Below are 19,103 nucleotides of genomic sequence, written 5' to 3' on the forward strand. Positions count from 1 at the left end.
TGGCGTCATGGCCGCTTGTCGGTTGCCGCGGCTTGGGGCTGGAGTTCCACGGGCTCGTTCGTCGCGGGAACGCGGACGCTTTCCTGGGGGGTCTGGCCTCCGAAGTCGTTGATCGTGGTGAACTTCACGGAAACAGCTTGCGGTTCCGTGATGCTGTTCAGCGGATAGATGCGCTCCTCCATCGGCGGCAACATGTCGGGATTGATCTCCTGCTGATTTCCATTGACATGGAGATAGGTGAAGGTGACGTGATAGGGCGTCGGATTGACGATCTTCAATGCGGCGCCCTTGCCGTCCTGCCCCGCCACGATGGCCCACTTCAACCGGTTCCGGGCGGCCGCCGGATCGCTATCCCGCAGGGCCGTGGGCCGATAGAACAGCTTGATGCGCGTGCGCACCGCGATCTGCAGCACGTTGTCTTCCTGCGCCTTCTCCGGAATCTCCTTCACGTTGAGCCAGAACGCCGATTCGCGGTCGGCGGGAAGATCCTTGGATGTGCGCAGTACGCGCAGAATGTTTTCCACGCCGGGGTCCAGCCGCGAAAGAGGCGGCGTGACCAGGAAAGGTGTCTTGTTCTTGCCTTCGCCGGCATCGATCCAGGCTTGCACGACATACGGCGAACCGCTTTCGTTCTTCATCGAGATCGATGCTTCGCGGTCTTTCTCGTGGAGGATGACGCGGGTACCACCGAGCATGACGGCGGCATCGGCCGGCGCGATATGCGCACCCAGCAAGCCGACCACCATCAACGTGACACCTGCCGAGCGCAGCGCGTTTTTGAAAAGCATGGAGTTCCCCGATGCGCAATCCAGGCGGCGCGTGACGCACCTCGGGTGCGCGGCGAGCCGGTCCGGCGCCAAGAAGAAGAAAAAAGAAGAGGGAGAAAAAATGGCCCGTGAAGGAGCGGGCCGTATCCGGTTGGAACATCCCATCCGGCTGCCGCCGGACGGGTTCCGGATTTACTTGTAGGCGATCGTGAAGTTCGCGACGGCGTTGGCCGAACCGCTCTTGACGGTGTCCTTCTTGGTCGTCACGTAGCCAGCCTTGAACTGCAGCGAGAAGTCGCCCTTGCCCAGGCTGTAGTTGGCGGACGCCGCGTTGTTCGCGATCTGGCTGCCGGCGGAGTCGAGCACTTCGATGCCGACGCCGACCGCCGGGTCGGTTTCGCCCAGGCCGACGGCCAGATACGCGGAGTTGTCGGGATGGGGCGGTCCGCTGAACGTCACCGTGGCGCCGGTGGCCGTTTCGCCGCAGTTCATCAGCTTGATCACGAAGGGCACCGGCGTGGACTTGGTGCCGTCCGCGGTGGCCATGTAGGCGGTGGAAATGGTGCCCAGTTCCACGTTCTGGTTCTTGCTCTCGCCAGCGATGGAGCAAGGCGCCTCGATGATCTTGCCTTTGAAGTTGACAGTGCCATCGATCGCGAAAGCGCTCTGGGCGGCGACACCCAACGCGGCGACAGCGACGATCTTTGCGACCGTGAATTGATTCATTTGTATTTCCTAGGGAATTAGATTGATAAATTAAGAGACCAGTGCCGAGATGGCGGAGCGAAGTCTATTCAGGAAAAACACGTCAAAAATTGAACTTTGACAATTGTTCAATATTGCAACTAAGGTGTGACTGGCAATTCGGACTCCGATCGATCGCCACTCGATGTCATGACACGCACCAGTCGGAATCCCTGCGCATAGACGCTGGCCAATTGCGCCCCGTTCTCGGGCTGCAATTTCAGCTTGACGCGCAATCGGTAGATATGCGTGTCGAGCGTTTTGGAATCGATACCGAGTTCCCGGCCCCAGATGGCCTTTTCGAGCATGGTTCGCGTGACGAGCTTTCCGACATTGCGAAACAGATACAGCGCCAGATCGAACTCCCGACGCGACAACTTGACCGGCTGGCCGTACATGCAGAGATGACGCGCGGGCAGGTCGATGGCATAGACACCCACGCGCAGCACATCGCTGGGGAGTTCGAGGTGCGGATAGGCGCGCCGGGCCAGGGCCTGTATGCGCGCCGCGAACACGGAGCGATGCGCAGGCCTCGGCAGAACATCGTCGGCACCGGCCGCATACAGGGTGGCGACCACGTCTTCACGGAGTTCCGTGCTCAGGAGCAGGACGGGGGGCAAGACACCGACCCGCGCACGGATACGCTCGATCAACAGGCAGGCCTTCTCGGCGGAGAAGCGGTGCAGGTCGAGCACGAACAGGCCTGCACTTCCCGTATCGTCCGTCTCGACGGAATGAACGTCGAGCGCCATGGTGCGAATCGAGTAGCCGAGGTCCACGAGCAACCTGGCGAGCGCATCGGCCTGGGCGGGGTCGTCGCCCAGCAGCGCAATCTGCAACGGCTGCTCGGCGCAGCGCTCTTCTTCGGAGTCCATCTCGATGCGGTGCCTCGAAACACTCCATTTATCGCTCTGGGGCACTTCGGCTTTGCGCGACATCGCGCGCGCATGGCCGCCGTGGAAACCACGAGAGATGGAACCCTGCCAAAACATACTGTCTCCTGCTTCTGCAAAACACGAACACCGTCACCCCGACCGGATTTCCGAGGGTGGATTCAGGGCCACCAGGCGGTAGCCAACTCCATAAATCGTCAACAGCCTCACCCCCTTCTCCGGCCCCAGCGAAAGCTTTCTTCGCACGCGGGTCACGTGCACGTCGAGCACCCGTGAACCGGGACTGGCGGGCCGGTCGAAGAGCTGCGCTTCGATCTCCGCGCGGCCGATGACCTTGCCGAGGTTCTGGAACAGGATCAGCGCCACCTCGAACTCGCGTGGCTGCAGGCGGACTTCCACGCCATCGACCAGCACCACGCGCGCCTGCCGCTTGAAGTGGAAGCTGCCCCAGATCAGGTCTTCCTCGACCGGCGGCGCGTTGGTGCCGTTCCTGCGCGAGTGCAGCAGCCGCAGGCGCATGGCCAGCTCGGCACCGTCCACCGGCGCCGTGGCGAACTCGATCCGTTCGCCGTTGATCGATTCGTCGTCGAAGGTGGACGCGAGCTCCAGGGCATCGCGCGAGACGACCACGAGGATCGGCAGCTTCACCATGCTGCGCAGATTCACCCAGCGTCGCGGGCTCCACGCCTTGTCGGCACAGGCGATCAGCGCGTCGTAGCGGCGGCCCGAGGACAGCGAGTCCCACAAGGTCTGCACCGAATCGAAGGCCGCCGAGGCGAACCCCTGCGAATCGAGCGCATCGCGCAACGCACCTCGGTTGCGGTCGTCGCCGAAGACCAGCGCCAGCGAGGAGATGGATCCCGTGTTCGAGAGCCCGGCGTTCGTCGTCGGGCTCATGCGTACGCTCCAGGCGCCGGCGCCGCCGATTCGGAGCTCGGGACCAGCTCGGCCACGAAGCGCCGGACGCTTTCGCGGACCACGTCGAGGTCCATGTCAGGCTCGCGCGACGCGCGCAGCACCACGCCTTCGACGAAGCATTGCAACGCAAACACCCGGCCGCGAATCTCCGCCTCGGGCAAGGAGCGGTTGGCCTGGCGCAAGCGGGCCTGCAACAGGGCGACGAGCGCCTGGCGTTCGTGCATCACGGCCTGCGCGTTGGCGCCGGCCACGCGCGCCCGGCGTGCGCCCTCCGCGACCGCTTCCAGCATGAATGCCGCGTTTGCCGCGCCGGTGGCGCGCCAGCAGCGCATCCGGTCGTAAACGAAGGCCGCCACGGCCTCGGGGGTGAGCTCCGTCAGGCTGCCGAGCCCCAGCCCCTGCAGACGGTCGAGCAAGGCCAGCACGATGTCGTCCTTGGTCTCGAAGTGGCGACGAATCTCGTCAGGACTCGTTTCGGCCGCATCGCAGATGCAGACCATCGATACGGCTCGGATGCCACGCTGCGCGAAGCACATGGCCGCCACCGAAAGAATGCGGTTGCGCGATGAACTTTCATCGTGCGCACCGCCTGCTTGCTTCATCCCTGTTTCCTGTACCACTTGAATCCTTTCGACGCATGCTGAACAGACAGAATCTGTTGCATTGAAGAGAGTGAATATTCATTTTTTCTTAGGTTAACCTACTGGCTCTTTCTGGAGGGCCCAGTCCGTCCGATTCCTAGGGGAAAGCAACAACATTCACGCGAAAACCGGAACTAGTTCTCGGTACTTTGCTTCTGCGTCATCAAACTGTCGGCAACGTCCCTCTTCGTGAAAGATGGCTCGGTCCGGTGCTCGGAATGGCGCCAATCCCCCTTGGCAGCGGCCGGCACCCCTCGCAACATGAATGAATGTTTATACTTTCAAGACTTTCATGAACGTCGACGCCACCCCCTCATGCAACACCACCCTCAAGGAATTCCCGAGTGAATAGCACGACCAAGCGCTCGTCCCCCAAGAGCGAACTGCGGGCGGAGTCGCAGCGACAGAGGATCCTGAAGGCCGCCAGGGAGTGCTTCATCGAGGACGGGCTGCATGCGGGCACCATCGCCCGCATCAGCGAAGCGGCGCAGATGAGCCCGGGGCTGATCTATCGCTACTTCGCGAGCAAGGAAGAGATCGTTCTCGCGCTCATGCATCAGCAGATCAGCACCGGCAACGGGGTGAACCTGGTGGGCCTGCCGCCGAAGGTCGTGACCACGCGCATCTGCGAATACCTGCGCCGCTGGCTGGCGGGCGATCCCGACGTGCCGAGCGCCACGCTGATCCTCGAGATGAGTGCCGAGAGCACGCGCAACGAAGCGATCGCGCAGCAGATCACCAAGGTGGACGGAGAAGCCAGGAGATCGCTGGCGGCCTGGCTGAGCGATCTCCTCGGCAAGTCCGGCGCGGCCTTGGGCGAGCAGGAGATCGGGATCCGCGTTCTCACGCTCGAATGCTTCGTCGAGGGCCTGTTGATTCGCGCGGTGCGCGAGCCGAAGCTCGACATGGAACGCGTCGAGAAGAGCCTGGAAGGCCTCATGGCCACCCTGGTGCACCCTGCGCTCGGCAACGCAACTTGATGGCGTTGGGCCGCGGACGGTGCGCCTTTCACCCGGTGTTGCCTGTGATAGAGTGCCTCCAGCGCGCCTGCCGCGCTCGCCTTTGGGGACGACTCCAAGACGCGATCACCGTTCGGGGACGACCCTGCGCTTCTGCTGAAGTTCAACCATGGTCACTCCTCGCAAACTGCCGCCTCCGGGCGCTGCCCTCCAACCCTCCGTTCCGCCGTCGACCTGGCTGCTGCTGATCGCCGCCTGGGCCGTCGTCGGCGCGTTCACCGTCTTCGGCGCCGGCTGGCTCGGCCCCTCGATGACACCGGTCACGGCGGGCATCGCGTTCGCGGCGCTGTTCGTCACGATCCTGGCCGCGTCCTTCGGCGTGGTGAAGGAGGCCGACCATCTCGCGCATGCGCTGGGCGAGCCCTACGGCACCCTGATCCTCACGCTGTCGATCGTGCTGATCGAGGTGGTGCTGATCGCCTCCGTGCTGCTGGGGCCGGGCGACTTCCCCACCATTGGCCGCGACTCGATCTTCGCCGTCATGATGATCATCATGAACCTCGTGATGGGCCTGTGCCTGATCGCGGGCTACGGCCGCAACGGCCATCAGGGCTACAACGCGCAGGGCACCGCCTCGTACCTGTCGATGGTGGTGCTGCTGGCCAGCATCGCGCTGGTGCTGCCGAAGTACCTGAGCGGCGCGGGCGAGTTCACAACCGTCCAGGCCATCGGCATCACGGCGGTCACGGCCGTGGTCTACGCGGTCTTCCTCGGCCTGCAGATGCGGAGCCACCGCAAGCTCTACATGGAGCCCGCACCGGGCATCGATGCCGACCCGGCGCGCCATGCCGTCGGCCTGCTGCCCCAGCCCGCGCGGACGGACACGAAGTTCCTCGTGCTGCGCTCGGCCCTGCTGATCGCGCTGATCCTGCCGATCGTGCTGCTCGCCCACCATCTCGCGGTGGTCACCGACTACGGCATCGCGGCGGCCGGCGCGCCCACCGCCCTGGGCGGCGTCCTGATCGCCATCATCGTGTTCACGCCCGAGTCCATCACGGCCGTGAAGGCCGCGATGAACAACGAGATGCAGCGCGCCATCAACCTGTGCCTGGGCGCCTTCGTCTCCACCGTGGGACTGACGGTGCCGGCCGTGCTCGTGATCGGCCTCGTGACCGGCAAGCAGGTGATCATGGGCATCTCGAACATGGAGACGGTGCTCTACATCGCCACCGTGGCGCTGGGCATGCTGAGCTTCAACGGCCAGAAGACTTCGGCCGTGCAGGGCTGGATGCACCTCGCGCTGTTCGCGATCTTCGGGCTGCTCCTCTTCAGTCCCTGAGCCGGTTCTCCCGCTCAATAGGTGCGGCTCGGCACGCCCGACAGCGACAGCGCCCACTGCGCGATCCGGTCCTTGCGCTCGAAGGCCACGCCCGGGTGCTTGTTCGCATAGGCGAGGAACTCGCCCAGCGCCTTCACGCGCGCGGGCGTGCCGCCGATGCGGTCGTGGGTGGAGATCGACATCATCCGCCGACGGCCGGCCGCCTCGGCGTAGAGCTGGTCGAACTCGTCCTTGAGCTCCTGGCCGAAGGCCGCGGCCGTGAGCGGCCCCTCCGCGCCGAAGCGGGCGATGTCGTTCATGCGCAGCGTGTAGGGCACCACCGCGAAGGGCTTGCCGTTGACCTGCGTGGTCATCGGCTCGTCGGCCGAGAGGTCGTCGATGTGGTAGGTGAAGCCCAGCTCCTGCAGGATGCCGAGCGTGCGTGGCGTGCCGCGCAGCCAGAACGCGTTGTAGCCCGCGGGACGGGTGCCGGTGGCCTTGACCAGCGCATCGATGTTGGCCTGGTAGGAGGCGCGCTCCTGCTCGGGCGAGATGTCCCAGTGCGGGGTCCAGGTCTGGCCATGCGCGGCGGCTTCGTGGCCGCGCTGCACGATCTCGCGCGCGAGCTGCGGGTTGCGCTCCACGGCCTGGCCGGTCATGTGCGAAGTCACCTTCACGCCATGCCGGTCCCACAGGTCGAGCAACCGCGGGATGCCTTCGCGCACGCCGTATTCGAACCAGGTGCGCGCCGGCAGGTCCGGGTACTTCGCATCCATCGGCGGAAACGGCGAGCCGTTGTCGTGCTCGCTCTGCGCGCCCGACTCGAACTGCATCGACACCGAGATCACGAGCCGCGCGCCGTTCGGCCAGTGGCGGCCGGTGCCGGCCGTGGCTGCGGCCTTCGGCCGCGCCTGGGCCCGCGCTTCGCCGGCCGCGAGGCCGGACAGCGCGGCGGCCGCCACCGTGCCCGCGCCACCGCGCAGGATGTTGCGGCGCTCGAGGCTGCCGATGGAGGGGTTGGCGTTCATCTGGAGGATCCCTTTCATGGATGGTGGGGGTTCGATGGCGGGTTCCACTGCTGCTTCCAGTAGTTCGCCTTGGGGTGTTCGCGCAGGAACACGCAGCACTGCACCCATTGGCCAGGCGACAGCGCCTCGACCGCGCGGGACAGCACCGTGAACGCGGTGTCGGCCATCCGCTGACTCACCTCGCTCGCACGCGGATTCGTGAGCACCAGCGTGGCGATCAGTTGCTGCGCGCCGGGCTCGTCGCCGCAGAGTTCGGCCACGATGGGTTGCACGCGCGACTTGAGATCGCCGAGCGCGGCCGATCCGCTGTCCGCGAGCGCGCGGTGCAGCGTCCGCAGGGTCCGCGGCCAATCGATGGCCGCGAGCAGAGGAGGCGATGCCTCGACAACGATGTGGGGCATGGCGCGCGACCTCAATCCAGCTTGATGCCGGCCTCGCGGATCAGTTGCTGCCAGCGGATGCGCTCGCCGGCCATCATCCGCGCGAAGGCCTGCGGCGAGCTGTCGACGGCGATCGATCCCAGTTCCGCGAGCTTGTCGCGCGTGTTCTTCTGCGCCAGCGCGCGGCGCATGTGATCGACCAGCCAGGCCTGGCGTTCGCTCGGCGTGGCCGCGGGCGCGACGAAGCCGTACCAGCCGCCGATCTGCGCATCGACGCCGCTCTCCTTGAGCGTCGGGACCTCGGGCAGCGCGGGAATGCGCGCGGGGCTGGTCACGGCGAGCGCCTTGAGCCGGCCCGACACGATGTGCTGCAGCACCGCCGGTGTGGCCTCGAACAGCAGTTGCACGGTGCCGCCCATCAGATCGTTGAGCGCCGGCGCCGAGCCTCGGTACGGCACATGCAGGATCGACACCTGCGCCTCGCGCTTGAAGAGCTCGGCCGCCAGGTGCTGCGGCGTGCCGTTGCCCGCCGAGGCGTAGGAGTAGCGGCCCGGCGCCTTGCGCAGCACCTCGAGCGCCGCGCGCAGGTTCGGCGCGGGGAACGAGGGATGCGCCACCATCACCAGCGGCACCGACGCGGCCCAGGCCAGCGGCGCGAAGTCCTTGGCCGGGTCGTAGTTGAGCTTGGGATAGAGCGCGGCATTCGCCGCCATCGGGCCGAGCGCCGCGAGCAGCAGCGTGTGGCCGTCGGCCTCGCCGCGCGCCACGGCTTCGGTGCCGATGTTGCCGCCCGCGCCGCCACGGTTGTCCACGAGCACCGTGGCGCCGCTCTCCGTCTGCAGCGCATGCGCCATCAGGCGCGAGATCGCGTCGGTGGTGGCGCCGGCGGGATACGGGCAGACGATGCGGATCGGCTTGGAGGGAAAGGCCTGTGCGTGCGATGCGCCGGCAAGGCCGGGGATCGCAAGGGCCGCGCCGGCCTGGAGGAAATTACGTCGCTGCATGAATCGGTGCTTCCTGATGTCTCGTCTTGGGAAGCAGTTTCAGAGCATGCGCCGGCCGCGGCAAATCGCATTTTTCGGCACACCCCATCGGATAATCCGATCGCCATGACCGCACGCCCCAGCAGCCGCGCCCAGCGCGCACGCGATCCCCTCGAGCTCGTTTCGCTGCGGCAGCTGCGCTACTTCAGCGCCGCCATGCGCGCGCCCAGCTTCAACGAGGCGGCGCGCGAATGCTCGATCTCGCAACCCGCGTTGTCGGAACAGATCGCGCTGCTCGAGCAGGTGCTGGGCGTGCCGCTCTTCGACCGCACCGGCGGCCGCGCGGTCCCCACGCTGTCGGGGCACGAACTCGAACGCCGCATCGCGGGCAGCCTGCTCGAGCTGCAGTCGGCCTTGCGCGAGGTGCCCGAGCGGGCCGACACCATCTCGGGCCTGGTGCGCGTGGGACTCGTGCAGTCCTACGGCGCCTGCTGGGTGGTGCCGGTGATGCGCGCGGCGCAGGCGCGCTGGCCCGCGCTGTCCGTCGCGCTGCGGCGGCGCACCGCGCACGCGCTCGAGGAAGGCGTGCTGCGCGGCGACTTCGAGTTCGCGGTGAGCTTCGATCCGCATCCCCATGCCGACCTCGAGATCGCGCAATGCTTCGTCGAGCGGGCCGTCGCCGTCGGCGCCCTGCCACGGCGCGCGCGGCGGCTCACGCTGGCGCAGCTCGCGCCCTGCAGGCTCGCGCTGCTGCCGAGCGAATACATGATGCGCCGCGAGCTCGACGCGGCCTTTGCCTCGCAGGGCCTCAAGCCACAGGTCCGGCTCGAATCGGATGCACTCGAAGACCTGGTGGCGGCCGCGCGCGAGAGCGGCATGGTCGCGATCCTCAACGCCGCGGCCGCATCGAGCCTGGCGGTGCACGACGCGGTGCCGATCGACTGCGTCGAACTGCAGCGCACGGCCTGCCTCGTGCGTTCACGCACGCGCCATCACACGAACGCGTCGCGCCATCTCTGGGATGCGCTGGTCGCGGGCGCGCCGGCCCTGCCGTCGGGCTGGACCGCGCCCGGCAAGGCACGGCGCTAGATGCTTCGCAGGTTCACGCGCCGCGACAAGGCCTTGGCACTCTCGCGCCGCTCGCTGTAGCGATCGACCAGATGGCCGGCACAGTCGCGCGTCAGCAGCGTGAACTTGACCAGCTCCTCCATGACGTCGACCACGCGTTCGTAGTACGGCGAGGGCTTCATGCGCCCGGCTTCGTCGAACTCGAGGTAGGCCTTGGCCACCGAGGACTGGTTCGGGATGGTGATCATGCGCATCCAGCGTCCGAGCACGCGCAGCTGGTTCACCGCATTGAAGGACTGCGAGCCGCCCGACACCTCCATCACGGCCAGCGTCTTGCCCTGCGTCGGCCGCACGGAACCGACCGACAGCGGGATCCAGTCGAGCTGCGCCTTCATGATGCCGGTCATCGCGCCATGGCGTTCCGGCGAGCACCAGACCATGCCTTCGGACCACTGCGCGAGCGCACGCAGCTCCTGCACCTTCGGATGATCCTCGGGTTCGCTGTCGGGCAGCGGCAGGCCGCGCGGATCGAAGACGCGGGTCTGCGCGCCCAGCGCGCGCAGCAGCCGCTCGGCCTCTTCGGTCAGCAGGCGGCTGTACGAACGCTCGCGGACCGAGCCATAGAGCAGCAGGATGCGCGGCGCATGCGTCGAGCGCTCGGCGGGCCACAGCTGCTGTGGGTCCGGCAGCCGGAAGGCCTCCGCATCCAGGTTCGGCAGGTCAGGGCTTGGCGACACGCTGGCCTTTCGCATCGATGACGGGCTCGCCGTCTTCCTTCGAGAACGCGCCGCGCTGGGCGTGCGGCAGCAGGTCGAGCACGGCCTCCGATGGCCGGCACAGGCGCGTGCCCAACGGCGTGACGACGATCGGGCGGTTGATGAGGATCGGATGCGCGAGCATGAAGCCGATCAGTTCCGCATCGGTCCACTTCGCATCGGCCAGCCCGAGCTCGTCGTGGGGCGTGCCCTTCTGGCGCAACAGGTCGCGCACGCCGATGCCCATGTCGACGACCAGTTGCTCGAGCGTTGCGCGGCTCGGCGGATGCTTGAGGTACTCGATGACGGTCGGCTCCTCGCCGCTGTTGCGGATCAGCGCGAGCACGTTGCGCGAGGTGCCGCAGTCGGGGTTGTGATAGATCGTGATGTCGCTCATGGAAGGGAGGGATGTCGCTGGTGAGAAAGCAGATCAGCCGAAGCTCAGGCGCAGTGCGAGTGCGGCGAGGGTCAGGGCGAGTACGGGCACCGTCATGACGACACCCACCTTGAAGTAGTAGCCCCAGCCGATGGTGGTGCCCTTCTTCGCGAGCACGTGCAGCCACAGCAGGGTGGCGAGGCTGCCGATCGGCGTGATCTTCGGGCCCAGGTCGCAGCCGATGACGTTGGCGTAGACCATCGCCTCCTTCACCACGCCGGTGGCGCCCGAGGCATCGATGGAGAGCGCGCCGATCAGCACCGTCGGCATGTTGTTCATCACGGAAGACAGCGCGGCCGCCAGGAAGCCCGTGCCCAGGGCCGCGCCCCAGATGCCGCCTTGCGCGAACACGTCGAGCAGCGTCGAGATCTGCTCGGTCAGGCCGGCATTGCGCAGCCCGTAGACCACCAGGTACATGCCCAGCGAGAACACGACGATCTGCCAGGGCGCGCCGCGCAGCACCTTGCGCGTGGCGATGACCTCCCCGCGGGCCGCCACGGCCAGCAGCAGCAGCGCGCCAACGGCCGCCACGGCGCTGACCGGCACGCCCAATGGCTCGAGGCCGAAGAAGCCGACGAGCAGCAGCACCAGCACGACCCAGCCCGCGCGAAAGGTGGCCGGGTCGCGGATGGCATCGGCCGGGCGCTTCAAGCGGCTGGCGTCGTAGCGCGCGGGAATGTCGCGACGGAAATAAAGGAGCAAGGCCAGCAGGCTGGCTGCCACCGCCGCAAGGTTGACCGGCACCATCACCGCCGCATAGGCGTTGAAGCCGATCCCGAAGAAGTCGGCCGAGACGATGTTGACGAGGTTCGAGACGATCAGCGGCAGGCTCGCGGTGTCGGCGATGAAGCCGGCCGCCATCACGAAAGCCAGTGTGGTGGCCGGCGTGAAGCCCAGCGCCACCAGCATGGCCATCACGATCGGCGTGAGGATCAGCGCGGCGCCGTCGTTGGCGAACAGCGCCGAGACGGCCGCACCGAGCAGCACGATGAAGGCGAACAGCCGGCCGCCGCTGCCGCCGCCCCAGCGCGCGACGTGCAGCGCGGCCCATTCGAAGAAGCCGGCCTCGTCGAGCAGCAGGCTGATGACGATCACGGCGATGAAGGTCCCGGTGGCATTCCAGACGATCTGCCAGACCCGCACGACGTCGGGCAGATGCACCACGCCGAGGGCCAGCGCCACCAGCGCGCCCAGCGCGGCGCTCCATCCGATGCCGAGGCCGCGCGGCTGCCAGATGACGAGCACCAGGGTCGCGAGAAAAATGAGAACGGCGGTGAGCATGGGGCGAGGAAACGCTGCGGCGCCGACCGTCAGCAGTCGCAGGACGCGCCTTGCGCATCGACTTCGCAGGGCTGCCCCTGGCAGCAGTTCTCGCTCAGATAGGCCAGCAGCCCGTTCATCTGGTCGAACGAGGCGCGGTAGATCAGGTGGCGCCCCTGCCGCTCCTGCGACACCAGGCCCGCGCGGCCCAGCTCCTTGAGATGGAACGACAGGCCCGTGGCCGGAACGCCCAGCGTTTCGGTCAGCGCGCCGGGCGTCATGCCCTGCGGGCCGGCCACGACCAGCGCGCGAAACACACGCAGGCGCACGCTCTGCGCGAGGGCCATGAGGGAACGGATGACGGCTTCTTCTTCCATATTTCAATCATCGTTGAAATATTGAATCGTGGCAACCGACTTCCCGCGCAACCCGCCCCGGCGCTTGAAACCCCGGCGATTGCCCTTATGATTAGCACTCGCTGTGGTTGAGTGCTAACAAGCCTCGCCTCCAGTCGACGGGCAACCGGTCCTGCCGGATGGGCGCCCAAAAAACCACCACCCAGTTTCTTATCCAGGAGATGCAATGAAACTTCGTCCTTTGGCCGATCGCGTGATCGTCAAGCGTATCGACAGCGAAACCAAGACTGCCTCGGGCATCGTCATCCCCGACGCCGCCGCCGAGAAGCCCGATCAGGGTGAAGTCCTGGCCGTGGGCCCGGGCAAGCGCAATGACAAGGGCGACCTGTCGGCCCTGACCGTGAAGGTCGGCGACCGCGTCCTGTTCGGCAAGTACAGCGGCCAGACCGTCAAGGTCGATGGCGACGAGCTGCTCGTCATGAAGGAAGACGACCTGTTCGCGGTCGTCGAGAAGTAATCCACCCATCCCATTCGGAGTAAACAAACATGGCAGCAAAAGACGTCGTCTTCGGCGGAGAAGCCCGCGCACGCATGGTCGAGGGTGTGAACATCCTGGCCAACGCGGTCAAAGTGACCCTGGGCCCCAAGGGCCGCAACGTGGTGCTCGAGCGCTCGTTCGGCGCCCCCACCGTGACCAAGGACGGTGTGTCGGTCGCCAAGGAAATCGAACTCAAGGACAAGCTGCAGAACATGGGCGCCCAGCTCGTGAAGGAAGTGGCTTCCAAGACTTCGGACAACGCCGGTGACGGCACCACCACCGCGACCGTGCTGGCACAAGCCATCGTTCGCGAAGGCTTCAAGTACGTGGCCGCCGGCATCAACCCGATGGACCTGAAGCGCGGCATCGACAAGGCCGTGACGGCCCTGGTCGAAGAGCTGAAGAAGGCTTCGAAGCCCACCACCACGTCGAAGGAAATCGCTCAAGTCGGCTCGATCTCGGCCAACAGCGACGAAACCATCGGCAAGCTCATCGCCGACGCGATGGACAAGGTCGGCAAGGAAGGCGTGATCACCGTCGAAGACGGCAAGTCGCTGGACAGCGAACTGGACGTCGTCGAAGGCATGCAATTCGACCGCGGCTACCTGTCGCCCTACTTCATCAACAACCCCGAGAAGCAATCGGCGCTGCTCGACAACCCCTTCGTGCTGCTGTTCGACAAGAAGATCAGCAACATCCGTGACCTGCTCCCCACGCTGGAACAAGTCGCCAAGGCCGGTCGTCCGCTGCTGATCATTGCCGAAGAAGTCGAGGGCGAAGCCCTGGCGACGCTGGTCGTGAACACGATCCGCGGCATCCTGAAGGTCGTGGCCGTCAAGGCGCCTGGCTTCGGCGACCGCCGCAAGGCCATGCTCGAAGACATCGCCATCCTGACGGGCGGCAAGGTCATCGCCGAAGAAGTCGGCCTGACCCTCGAGAAGGTGACGCTGGCCGACCTGGGTCAAGCCAAGCGCATCGAAGTGGGCAAGGAAAACACCATCATCATCGACGGTTCGGGCGCTGCTGCCGACATCGAAGCCCGCGTGAAGCAAGTGCGCGTGCAGATCGAGGAAGCGACCAGCGACTACGACCGTGAAAAGCTGCAAGAGCGCGTGGCCAAGCTGGCCGGCGGCGTTGCAGTGATCAAGGTCGGCGCTGCCACCGAAGTCGAAATGAAGGAAAAGAAGGCTCGCGTCGAAGACGCCCTGCACGCCACCCGCGCTGCAGTGGAAGAAGGCGTGGTTGCCGGTGGTGGCGTGGCCCTGCTGCGCGCCAAGCAAGCCGTGGGCGACCGCGTGAAGGGCGACAACGCCGATCAGGACGCCGGCATCAAGCTGGTCCTGAAGGCCATCGAAGCCCCCCTGCGCGAAATCGTGAACAACGCCGGCGGCGAAGCCTCGGTGGTGGTGAACGCGGTGCTGGCCGGCAAGGGCAACTACGGCTTCAATGCCGCCAACGACTCGTACGGCGACATGCTCGAGCTGGGCATCCTGGACCCGACCAAGGTGACCCGCACCGCGCTGCAGAACGCCGCTTCGGTGGCCTCGCTGCTGCTGACGACCGAAGCCATGGTGGCTGACGCTCCGAAGGACGACGCTCCTGCCGGCGGCGGCATGCCCGACATGGGCGGCATGGGTGGCATGGGCGGCATGGGCATGTAATTGCCTCTCGCCCGGCGAGCGCTTCGGCGTTCGGCGGGCGGGTCGTTCAGACACAAAAAAGGCCGGGGTTCGCCCCGGCCTTTTTCTTTGGGCGCGCCGCTTCAGCCGCGCGCCCTGCGCCGCGGCCCCGCCGCGGTCGACGCCATGTCGATCGGCAGCGGCGCGTCGGCCTTGACCTCGCGCAGCACGATCGCCGAGCGCACGTGCGTCACGCCGGCCTGCTCGAACAGCGTGGTGTGCAGGAACTGCTCGTAGTGCTTGATGTCGGGCACCAGCACCGTGAGGATGTAGTCGGCCGGCCCGGTGGCCGAGGCACAGCGCACCACCTGCGGACTCGCGGCCACGGCACGTTCGAAGTCGCGCACCTTGGCCTCGCTGTGGCGGTCGAGGTTCACCTCGGTCACGGCCGCGAGGTTCAGCCCCACCTTCTCGCGGTCGACGATCACCGTGTAGCCGCGGATCACGCCGCTGGCCTCCATGTCCTTGATGCGGCGCCAGCACGGCGTGGGCGACAGCCCCACCGCGTCGGCGATCTGCTGCACGGTCTGGCGCGCGTCGCGCTGCAGTTCGTCGAGGATGCGCAGCGAATGATGGTCGAGAGGAATGAATTCGTCGTTCATGGCGATTTTTGAGATGGATATTCCTGATTTGAGGGTCACCCTGTAGTGATTCAAGAGAATATTCCTCCTGAGCGAGAACAACAATCTCGCAATGAATTCGAATGACCTCTCTTCGGCCGCAGCCCCCACCCGCGCCGCCGAAACCGCCGCCACGACCACCCTCGCCCGTCCGGGCTACCAGCTCGCCGACAACCTCTGGGCGAGCTCGGGCGTGGTCTTCCTCACCGGCACGCAGGCGCTGGTGCGCCTCTTGTGCATGCAGCGCCAGCGCGATGCCGCGCGCGGCCTCGACAGCCGCGGCTTCGTCAGCGGCTACCGCGGCTCGCCGCTCGGCATGGTCGACCAGGCGATCTGGAAGGCCGGCAGCCGCTTCGAGCAGGAAGGCGTGCGCTTCGTGCCCGCCATCAACGAGGAGCTGGCCGCCACCCAGGTGCTCGGCACCCAGCGCGTGGAGTCCGACCCCGAGCGCGAGGTCGAGGCCGTGTTCGGCATGTGGTACGGCAAGGGCCCGGGCGTGGACCGCGCGGGCGACGCGATCAAGCACGGCAATGCCTACGGCGCCTCGCCCAACGGCGGCGTGCTGGTGGTGGCGGGCGACGACCACGGCTGCGTGTCCTCGTCGATGCCGCACCAGTCCGACCAGGCCTTCGCGGCCTGGGGCATGCCGGTGGTGCAGCCGGCCAACGTGGCCGAGCTGGTGGAGTTCGGGCTCTACGGCTATGCGCTCTCGCGCTACTCGGGCACCTGGGTCGGCATGCCGGCGCTGTCGGAGGTGGTCGAGAGCTCGAGCACGGTCGACCTCGACCTGATCCTCGCGCGCAGCGCCGCCTGGCTCGATGCCGACGGCGTGCGCGAGGCCACCGGCCACCGCGCGCCGGCCGACGGCCTGCACTACCGCTGGCCCGACCTGCCCTCGCTGCGCATCGAGTCGCGGCTGGCCGACAAGCACGAGGCGGTGGCCGCGTTCGCGCGCGTCAACAGCATCGACCGCGTGGCGGTCGAGAGCCCCGAGGCCCGGGTCGGCATCGTGACCTGCGGCAAGGCCCACTACGACCTGATGGAAGTGCTGCGCCGGCTCGAGATCTCGACCGAGCGCCTGGCCGCGGCCGGCGTGCGCATCTACAAGGTGGGCCTGAGCTTCCCGCTCGAGCAGACGCGCATGCGCGCCTTCACCGCGGGCCTGGCCGAGGTGCTGGTGATCGAGGAGAAAGGCGCCTTCGTCGAGAGCCAGCTGCGCGACATGTTCTACAACGCGCCGGCCGACGCGCGCCCGGCGCTGGTCGGCAAGCACGACCGCGATGGCCGCCCCTTCATCTCGGCGCTCGGCGAGCTGCGGCCCTCGCGGCTGATCGAGCGCGTGGCCGAATGGCTCGAGCGTCACGTCGGCGGCGCCGACGGCATCGACCGCCCGACCGAGCGCGTGCGCGACTTCACGCCGCCCGACCTGCTGGCCAACGCCAGCGATGCGGTCAAGCGCCTGCCCTACTTCTGCGCCGGCTGCCCGCACAACACCAGCACCAAGGTGCCCGAGGGCTCGACCGCGCGCGCCGGCATCGGCTGCCACTTCATGGCCAGCTGGATGGAGCGCGGCACCGCGGGCCTGGTGCAGATGGGCGGCGAAGGCGTGGACTGGATCTCGCATTCCAAGTTCACGCGCGTGCCGCACGTGTTCCAGAACCTCGGCGACGGCACCTACTACCACTCGGGCTACCTGGCGATCCGGCAGGCAGTGGCGGCCAAGGCCACCATGACCTACAAGATCCTGTTCAACGACGCGGTCGCGATGACCGGCGGCCAGCCGGTGGACGGCGTGATCTCCGTCGACGCGATCGCGCGCCAGGTCGAATCGGAAGGCGTGGCGCGCGTGGTGGTGGTCAGCGACGACATCCGCAAGTACGACGGCCAGAAGGACCGCTTCCCGGCCGGCACCGGCTTCCACGACCGGAGCCTGCTCGACACGGTGCAGCGCGAACTGCGCGAAGTGGCGGGCGTCACCGTGCTGATCTACGAGCAGACCTGCGCCGCCGAGAAGCGCCGCCGGCGCAAGAAGGGCGAGCTCGCCGATCCGCCCAAGCGCCTGTTCATCAACCAGGCGGTGTGCGAAGGCTGCGGCGATTGCACGGTGCAGAGCAACTGCGTGGCCGTGGTGCCGCACGAGACGCCGCTGGGCCGCAAGCGCCAGATCGACCAGACCCACTGCAACAAGGACTATTCGTGCGCCCAGGGCTTCTGCCCGAGCTTCGTGGGCGTGACCGGCGCCTCGCTGCGCCGCAAGGCCGGCGCGCTGCAGCGCGAGAAGGACGCCGTGCTGGCGCGCGCCGCCGCGCTGCCGCAGCCCCCGGGCCACGACTGGGACAACGCGCCCTACGACCTGCTGGTCACCGGCGTCGGCGGCACCGGCGTGGTGACCATGGGCGCGCTGGTCGCGATGGCCGCGCACCTCGAGGGCAAGGCCGCGAGCGTGCTCGACTTCATGGGCTTCGCGCAGAAGGGCGGCTCGGTGCTGAGCTTCGTGCGCATGGCGAGCCATCCCGAGCGCCTGAACCAGGCCCGCATCGACACCCAGCAGGCCGATGCCGTGCTGGCCTGCGACCTCGTCGTCGGTGCCTCGCCCGAGGCGCTGCAGGCGGTGCGCCACGGCCGCACGCGCATCCTCGCGAACCTGCACGAGATCCCGGTCGCCGAGTCGCTGCGCAATCCCGACGCCGAGCTGCACATCGACCTGCTGCTCGAGAAGCTGCAGTTCGCGGCCGGCGAGGAGCAAGTGAAGACCTTCGACGCGCAGGCGCTGGCCGAGGAGTTCATCGGCGACACGCTGGCCGCCAACATCCTCGCCGTGGGCTACGCATGGCAGCTCGGCCTGGTGCCGCTGGGCTTCGAGGCGCTGATGCGCGCCATCGAACTCAACGGCGTGGCGGTCGCCGCCAATCGCCTGGCCTTCGCGCTGGGTCGCATGGCCGCGGCCGATCCCGAGGGGCTCAAGCGCCTGGGCGACACGCTGCAGCCTGCGTCGGCGATGGACCTCGCGAACGCGGCCGACGGCAACGACCTCGAGGCCATCGTCGCGCGTGGCGTGGCCCATCTCTCGGGCTACCAGAACGCCGCCTGGGCGCGGCGCTTCGAGACCCGCATCCGCGCGCTGCAGCAGCGCGAGTCGGCGCTCGGCGGCGATGCCTCGCTGCCCTTCGCGCGCAACGCGGCGCGCAGCCTGCTCAAGCTCATGAGCTACAAGGACGAGTACGAGGTGGCGCGCCTGTACACCGACGGCAGTTTCCAGCGCAGCCTGATGGAGCAGTTCGAGGGCGAGAAGATCAAGCTCGAGTTCCACATGGCTCCGCCCTTCCTCGCACCGCCGAAGAACGGCCAGGCCCCGCGCAAGATCCGCTTCGGCGCCTGGATGCTGCCGGCGATGCGCGTGCTCGCGCACGGCAAGGCGCTGCGCCACACGCCCTTCGACCCCTTCGGCCGTACGCAGGAGCGGCGGCTGGAGCGCGAGCTGATCGCCCACTTCGAGGCCCGGCTCGACGAACTGGCGCAGGACATGGCGGCCGCCGACCAGAAGCTGCTGGCCGACATCGCCGCGCTGCCGATGACGATTCGCGGCTACGGCCACGTGAAGATCGGCAACCTCGCACTGGCGCGTGCGCGCGAAGCCGAACTGCTGCACCGGCTGCGGCCGCAGCGCTATCCGGCGCCGGCCTCGACCAAGGCCGCGGGGCAGATCAAGGGCATCGCGATCGTCGCGGCGCACTGAGGCGCCAGCCCCTCTCCCCCATGG

19 protein-coding genes are annotated in these 19,103 nt (G+C 67.3%); 6 read left to right on the forward strand and 13 right to left on the reverse strand.

The window, feature by feature from the left end:
• Positions 1–5 precede the first annotated feature (5 nt).
• The 5 genes from AC07RM_RS25380 to AC07RM_RS25400 form a co-directional block, all read right to left on the reverse strand.
• On the reverse strand, positions 6–788 hold the full coding sequence (locus AC07RM_RS25380) for a fimbrial biogenesis chaperone (protein ID WP_495336323.1): 783 nt from the start codon (positions 786–788) through the stop codon (positions 6–8).
• Positions 789–959: 171 nt separating this feature from the next.
• Positions 960–1,493 (reverse strand): fimbrial protein, encoded by a 534-nt coding sequence (locus AC07RM_RS25385; protein WP_495336324.1) that lies wholly within the window; start codon positions 1,491–1,493, stop codon positions 960–962.
• Positions 1,494–1,612: 119 nt separating this feature from the next.
• Positions 1,613–2,503 carry a response regulator transcription factor gene (locus AC07RM_RS25390; RefSeq protein ID WP_495336326.1) on the reverse strand — a complete coding sequence of 297 codons (891 nt, stop codon included), beginning with the start codon at positions 2,501–2,503 and terminating at the stop codon, positions 1,613–1,615.
• A 33-nt stretch (positions 2,504–2,536) separates the two neighbouring features.
• Positions 2,537–3,301 (reverse strand): winged helix-turn-helix transcriptional regulator, encoded by a 765-nt coding sequence (locus AC07RM_RS25395; RefSeq protein ID WP_398498006.1) that lies wholly within the window; start codon positions 3,299–3,301, stop codon positions 2,537–2,539.
• A complete protein-coding gene (locus AC07RM_RS25400) occupies positions 3,298–3,924 on the reverse strand; it encodes a TetR/AcrR family transcriptional regulator (RefSeq protein ID WP_495336327.1) in 627 nt (208 codons plus the stop codon). The genes AC07RM_RS25395 and AC07RM_RS25400 overlap by 4 nt, the downstream gene beginning before the upstream one ends.
• Before the next feature lie 383 nt (positions 3,925–4,307).
• Between AC07RM_RS25400 and AC07RM_RS25405 the strand changes: the two genes are divergently transcribed.
• Together AC07RM_RS25405 and AC07RM_RS25410 are read left to right on the forward strand one after the other, a co-directional pair.
• Positions 4,308–4,943, forward strand: coding sequence for a TetR/AcrR family transcriptional regulator (locus AC07RM_RS25405; RefSeq protein WP_495336328.1), 636 nt, complete (start codon positions 4,308–4,310; stop codon positions 4,941–4,943).
• A gap of 148 nt (positions 4,944–5,091) precedes the next feature.
• Positions 5,092–6,261 carry a calcium:cation antiporter gene (locus tag AC07RM_RS25410; protein ID WP_495336329.1) on the forward strand — a complete coding sequence of 390 codons (1,170 nt, stop codon included), beginning with the start codon at positions 5,092–5,094 and terminating at the stop codon, positions 6,259–6,261.
• Between the two features lie 14 nt (positions 6,262–6,275).
• Here the strand turns inward: AC07RM_RS25410 and AC07RM_RS25415 are convergent, their stop codons facing one another.
• The 3 genes from AC07RM_RS25415 to AC07RM_RS25425 are packed head-to-tail and all read right to left on the reverse strand — an operon-like array spanning position 6,276 to position 8,652.
• Positions 6,276–7,286, reverse strand: coding sequence for a polysaccharide deacetylase family protein (locus AC07RM_RS25415; protein ID WP_495336330.1), 1,011 nt, complete (start codon positions 7,284–7,286; stop codon positions 6,276–6,278).
• Entirely contained in the window at positions 7,283–7,669 is a 387-nt protein-coding gene (locus AC07RM_RS25420; protein WP_495336331.1) for a 5-carboxymethyl-2-hydroxymuconate Delta-isomerase, read from the reverse strand. The genes AC07RM_RS25415 and AC07RM_RS25420 overlap by 4 nt, the downstream gene beginning before the upstream one ends.
• Positions 7,670–7,680: 11 nt before the next feature.
• Complete coding sequence (locus AC07RM_RS25425) at positions 7,681–8,652, reverse strand: Bug family tripartite tricarboxylate transporter substrate binding protein (protein WP_495336332.1); 972 nt, start codon at positions 8,650–8,652, stop codon at positions 7,681–7,683.
• A gap of 105 nt (positions 8,653–8,757) precedes the next feature.
• Here AC07RM_RS25425 and AC07RM_RS25430 point away from each other — a divergent pair, with 105 nt between their 5' ends.
• Positions 8,758–9,720: a LysR family transcriptional regulator gene (locus tag AC07RM_RS25430; RefSeq protein ID WP_495336333.1), complete on the forward strand. Its 963-nt coding sequence runs from the start codon at positions 8,758–8,760 to the stop codon at positions 9,718–9,720.
• Here the strand turns inward: AC07RM_RS25430 and arsH are convergent.
• The 4 genes from arsH to AC07RM_RS25450 are packed head-to-tail and all read right to left on the reverse strand — an operon-like array spanning position 9,717 to position 12,527.
• Positions 9,717–10,451 carry an arsenical resistance protein ArsH gene (arsH, locus tag AC07RM_RS25435; protein ID WP_495336334.1) on the reverse strand — a complete coding sequence of 245 codons (735 nt, stop codon included), beginning with the start codon at positions 10,449–10,451 and terminating at the stop codon, positions 9,717–9,719. The two genes, AC07RM_RS25430 and arsH, sit on opposite strands and share 4 nt — an antisense overlap.
• Positions 10,420–10,851, reverse strand: coding sequence for an arsenate reductase (glutaredoxin) (gene arsC, locus AC07RM_RS25440; RefSeq protein WP_495336335.1), 432 nt, complete (start codon positions 10,849–10,851; stop codon positions 10,420–10,422). Before arsC ends, arsH begins: the two co-directional genes overlap by 32 nt.
• Before the next feature lie 33 nt (positions 10,852–10,884).
• Positions 10,885–12,171 (reverse strand): arsenic transporter, encoded by a 1,287-nt coding sequence (locus AC07RM_RS25445; RefSeq protein ID WP_495336336.1) that lies wholly within the window; start codon positions 12,169–12,171, stop codon positions 10,885–10,887.
• Between the two features lie 29 nt (positions 12,172–12,200).
• Positions 12,201–12,527 carry an ArsR/SmtB family transcription factor gene (locus tag AC07RM_RS25450; protein WP_057596048.1) on the reverse strand — a complete coding sequence of 109 codons (327 nt, stop codon included), beginning with the start codon at positions 12,525–12,527 and terminating at the stop codon, positions 12,201–12,203.
• A 205-nt stretch (positions 12,528–12,732) separates the two neighbouring features.
• Between AC07RM_RS25450 and AC07RM_RS25455 the strand changes: the two genes are divergently transcribed.
• Complete coding sequence (locus tag AC07RM_RS25455; RefSeq protein WP_057597714.1) at positions 12,733–13,023, forward strand: co-chaperone GroES; 291 nt, start codon at positions 12,733–12,735, stop codon at positions 13,021–13,023.
• Between the two features lie 29 nt (positions 13,024–13,052).
• Positions 13,053–14,705 (forward strand): chaperonin GroEL, encoded by a 1,653-nt coding sequence (groL, locus tag AC07RM_RS25460; RefSeq protein ID WP_057597713.1) that lies wholly within the window; start codon positions 13,053–13,055, stop codon positions 14,703–14,705.
• A 101-nt stretch (positions 14,706–14,806) separates the two neighbouring features.
• Here the strand turns inward: groL and AC07RM_RS25465 are convergent, their stop codons facing one another.
• On the reverse strand, positions 14,807–15,325 hold the full coding sequence (locus tag AC07RM_RS25465) for an Lrp/AsnC family transcriptional regulator (protein ID WP_057597712.1): 519 nt from the start codon (positions 15,323–15,325) through the stop codon (positions 14,807–14,809).
• A gap of 91 nt (positions 15,326–15,416) precedes the next feature.
• Between AC07RM_RS25465 and AC07RM_RS25470 the strand changes: the two genes are divergently transcribed.
• On the forward strand, positions 15,417–19,079 hold the full coding sequence (locus tag AC07RM_RS25470; protein WP_495336337.1) for an indolepyruvate ferredoxin oxidoreductase family protein: 3,663 nt from the start codon (positions 15,417–15,419) through the stop codon (positions 19,077–19,079).
• Positions 19,080–19,103 lie beyond the last annotated feature (24 nt).

The sequence above is a fragment of the Variovorax sp. GW821-FHT09B05 genome, from assembly GCF_059418265.1.

Excerpts from the sequence above, each read along its gene's own strand:
- AC07RM_RS25380 (WP_495336323.1), bottom strand. The coding sequence starts at position 788 with ATGCTTTTCAAAAACGCGCTGCGCTCGGCAGGTGTCACGTTGATGGTG.
- AC07RM_RS25385 (WP_495336324.1), bottom strand. The coding sequence starts at position 1,493 with ATGAATCAATTCACGGTCGCAAAGATCGTCGCTGTCGCCGCGTTGGGT.
- AC07RM_RS25390 (WP_495336326.1), bottom strand. The coding sequence starts at position 2,503 with ATGTTTTGGCAGGGTTCCATCTCTCGTGGTTTCCACGGCGGCCATGCG.
- AC07RM_RS25395 (WP_398498006.1), bottom strand. The coding sequence starts at position 3,301 with ATGAGCCCGACGACGAACGCCGGGCTCTCGAACACGGGATCCATCTCC.
- AC07RM_RS25400 (WP_495336327.1), bottom strand. The coding sequence starts at position 3,924 with ATGAAGCAAGCAGGCGGTGCGCACGATGAAAGTTCATCGCGCAACCGC.
- AC07RM_RS25410 (WP_495336329.1), top strand. The coding sequence starts at position 5,092 with ATGGTCACTCCTCGCAAACTGCCGCCTCCGGGCGCTGCCCTCCAACCC.
- AC07RM_RS25415 (WP_495336330.1), bottom strand. The coding sequence starts at position 7,286 with ATGAAAGGGATCCTCCAGATGAACGCCAACCCCTCCATCGGCAGCCTC.
- AC07RM_RS25420 (WP_495336331.1), bottom strand. The coding sequence starts at position 7,669 with ATGCCCCACATCGTTGTCGAGGCATCGCCTCCTCTGCTCGCGGCCATC.
- AC07RM_RS25425 (WP_495336332.1), bottom strand. The coding sequence starts at position 8,652 with ATGCAGCGACGTAATTTCCTCCAGGCCGGCGCGGCCCTTGCGATCCCC.
- AC07RM_RS25430 (WP_495336333.1), top strand. The coding sequence starts at position 8,758 with ATGACCGCACGCCCCAGCAGCCGCGCCCAGCGCGCACGCGATCCCCTC.
- arsH (WP_495336334.1), bottom strand. The coding sequence starts at position 10,451 with ATGCGAAAGGCCAGCGTGTCGCCAAGCCCTGACCTGCCGAACCTGGAT.
- arsC (WP_495336335.1), bottom strand. The coding sequence starts at position 10,851 with ATGAGCGACATCACGATCTATCACAACCCCGACTGCGGCACCTCGCGC.
- AC07RM_RS25445 (WP_495336336.1), bottom strand. The coding sequence starts at position 12,171 with ATGCTCACCGCCGTTCTCATTTTTCTCGCGACCCTGGTGCTCGTCATC.
- AC07RM_RS25450 (WP_057596048.1), bottom strand. The coding sequence starts at position 12,527 with ATGGAAGAAGAAGCCGTCATCCGTTCCCTCATGGCCCTCGCGCAGAGC.
- AC07RM_RS25455 (WP_057597714.1), top strand. The coding sequence starts at position 12,733 with ATGAAACTTCGTCCTTTGGCCGATCGCGTGATCGTCAAGCGTATCGAC.
- groL (WP_057597713.1), top strand. The coding sequence starts at position 13,053 with ATGGCAGCAAAAGACGTCGTCTTCGGCGGAGAAGCCCGCGCACGCATG.
- AC07RM_RS25465 (WP_057597712.1), bottom strand. The coding sequence starts at position 15,325 with ATGAACGACGAATTCATTCCTCTCGACCATCATTCGCTGCGCATCCTC.
- AC07RM_RS25470 (WP_495336337.1), top strand. The coding sequence starts at position 15,417 with ATGAATTCGAATGACCTCTCTTCGGCCGCAGCCCCCACCCGCGCCGCC.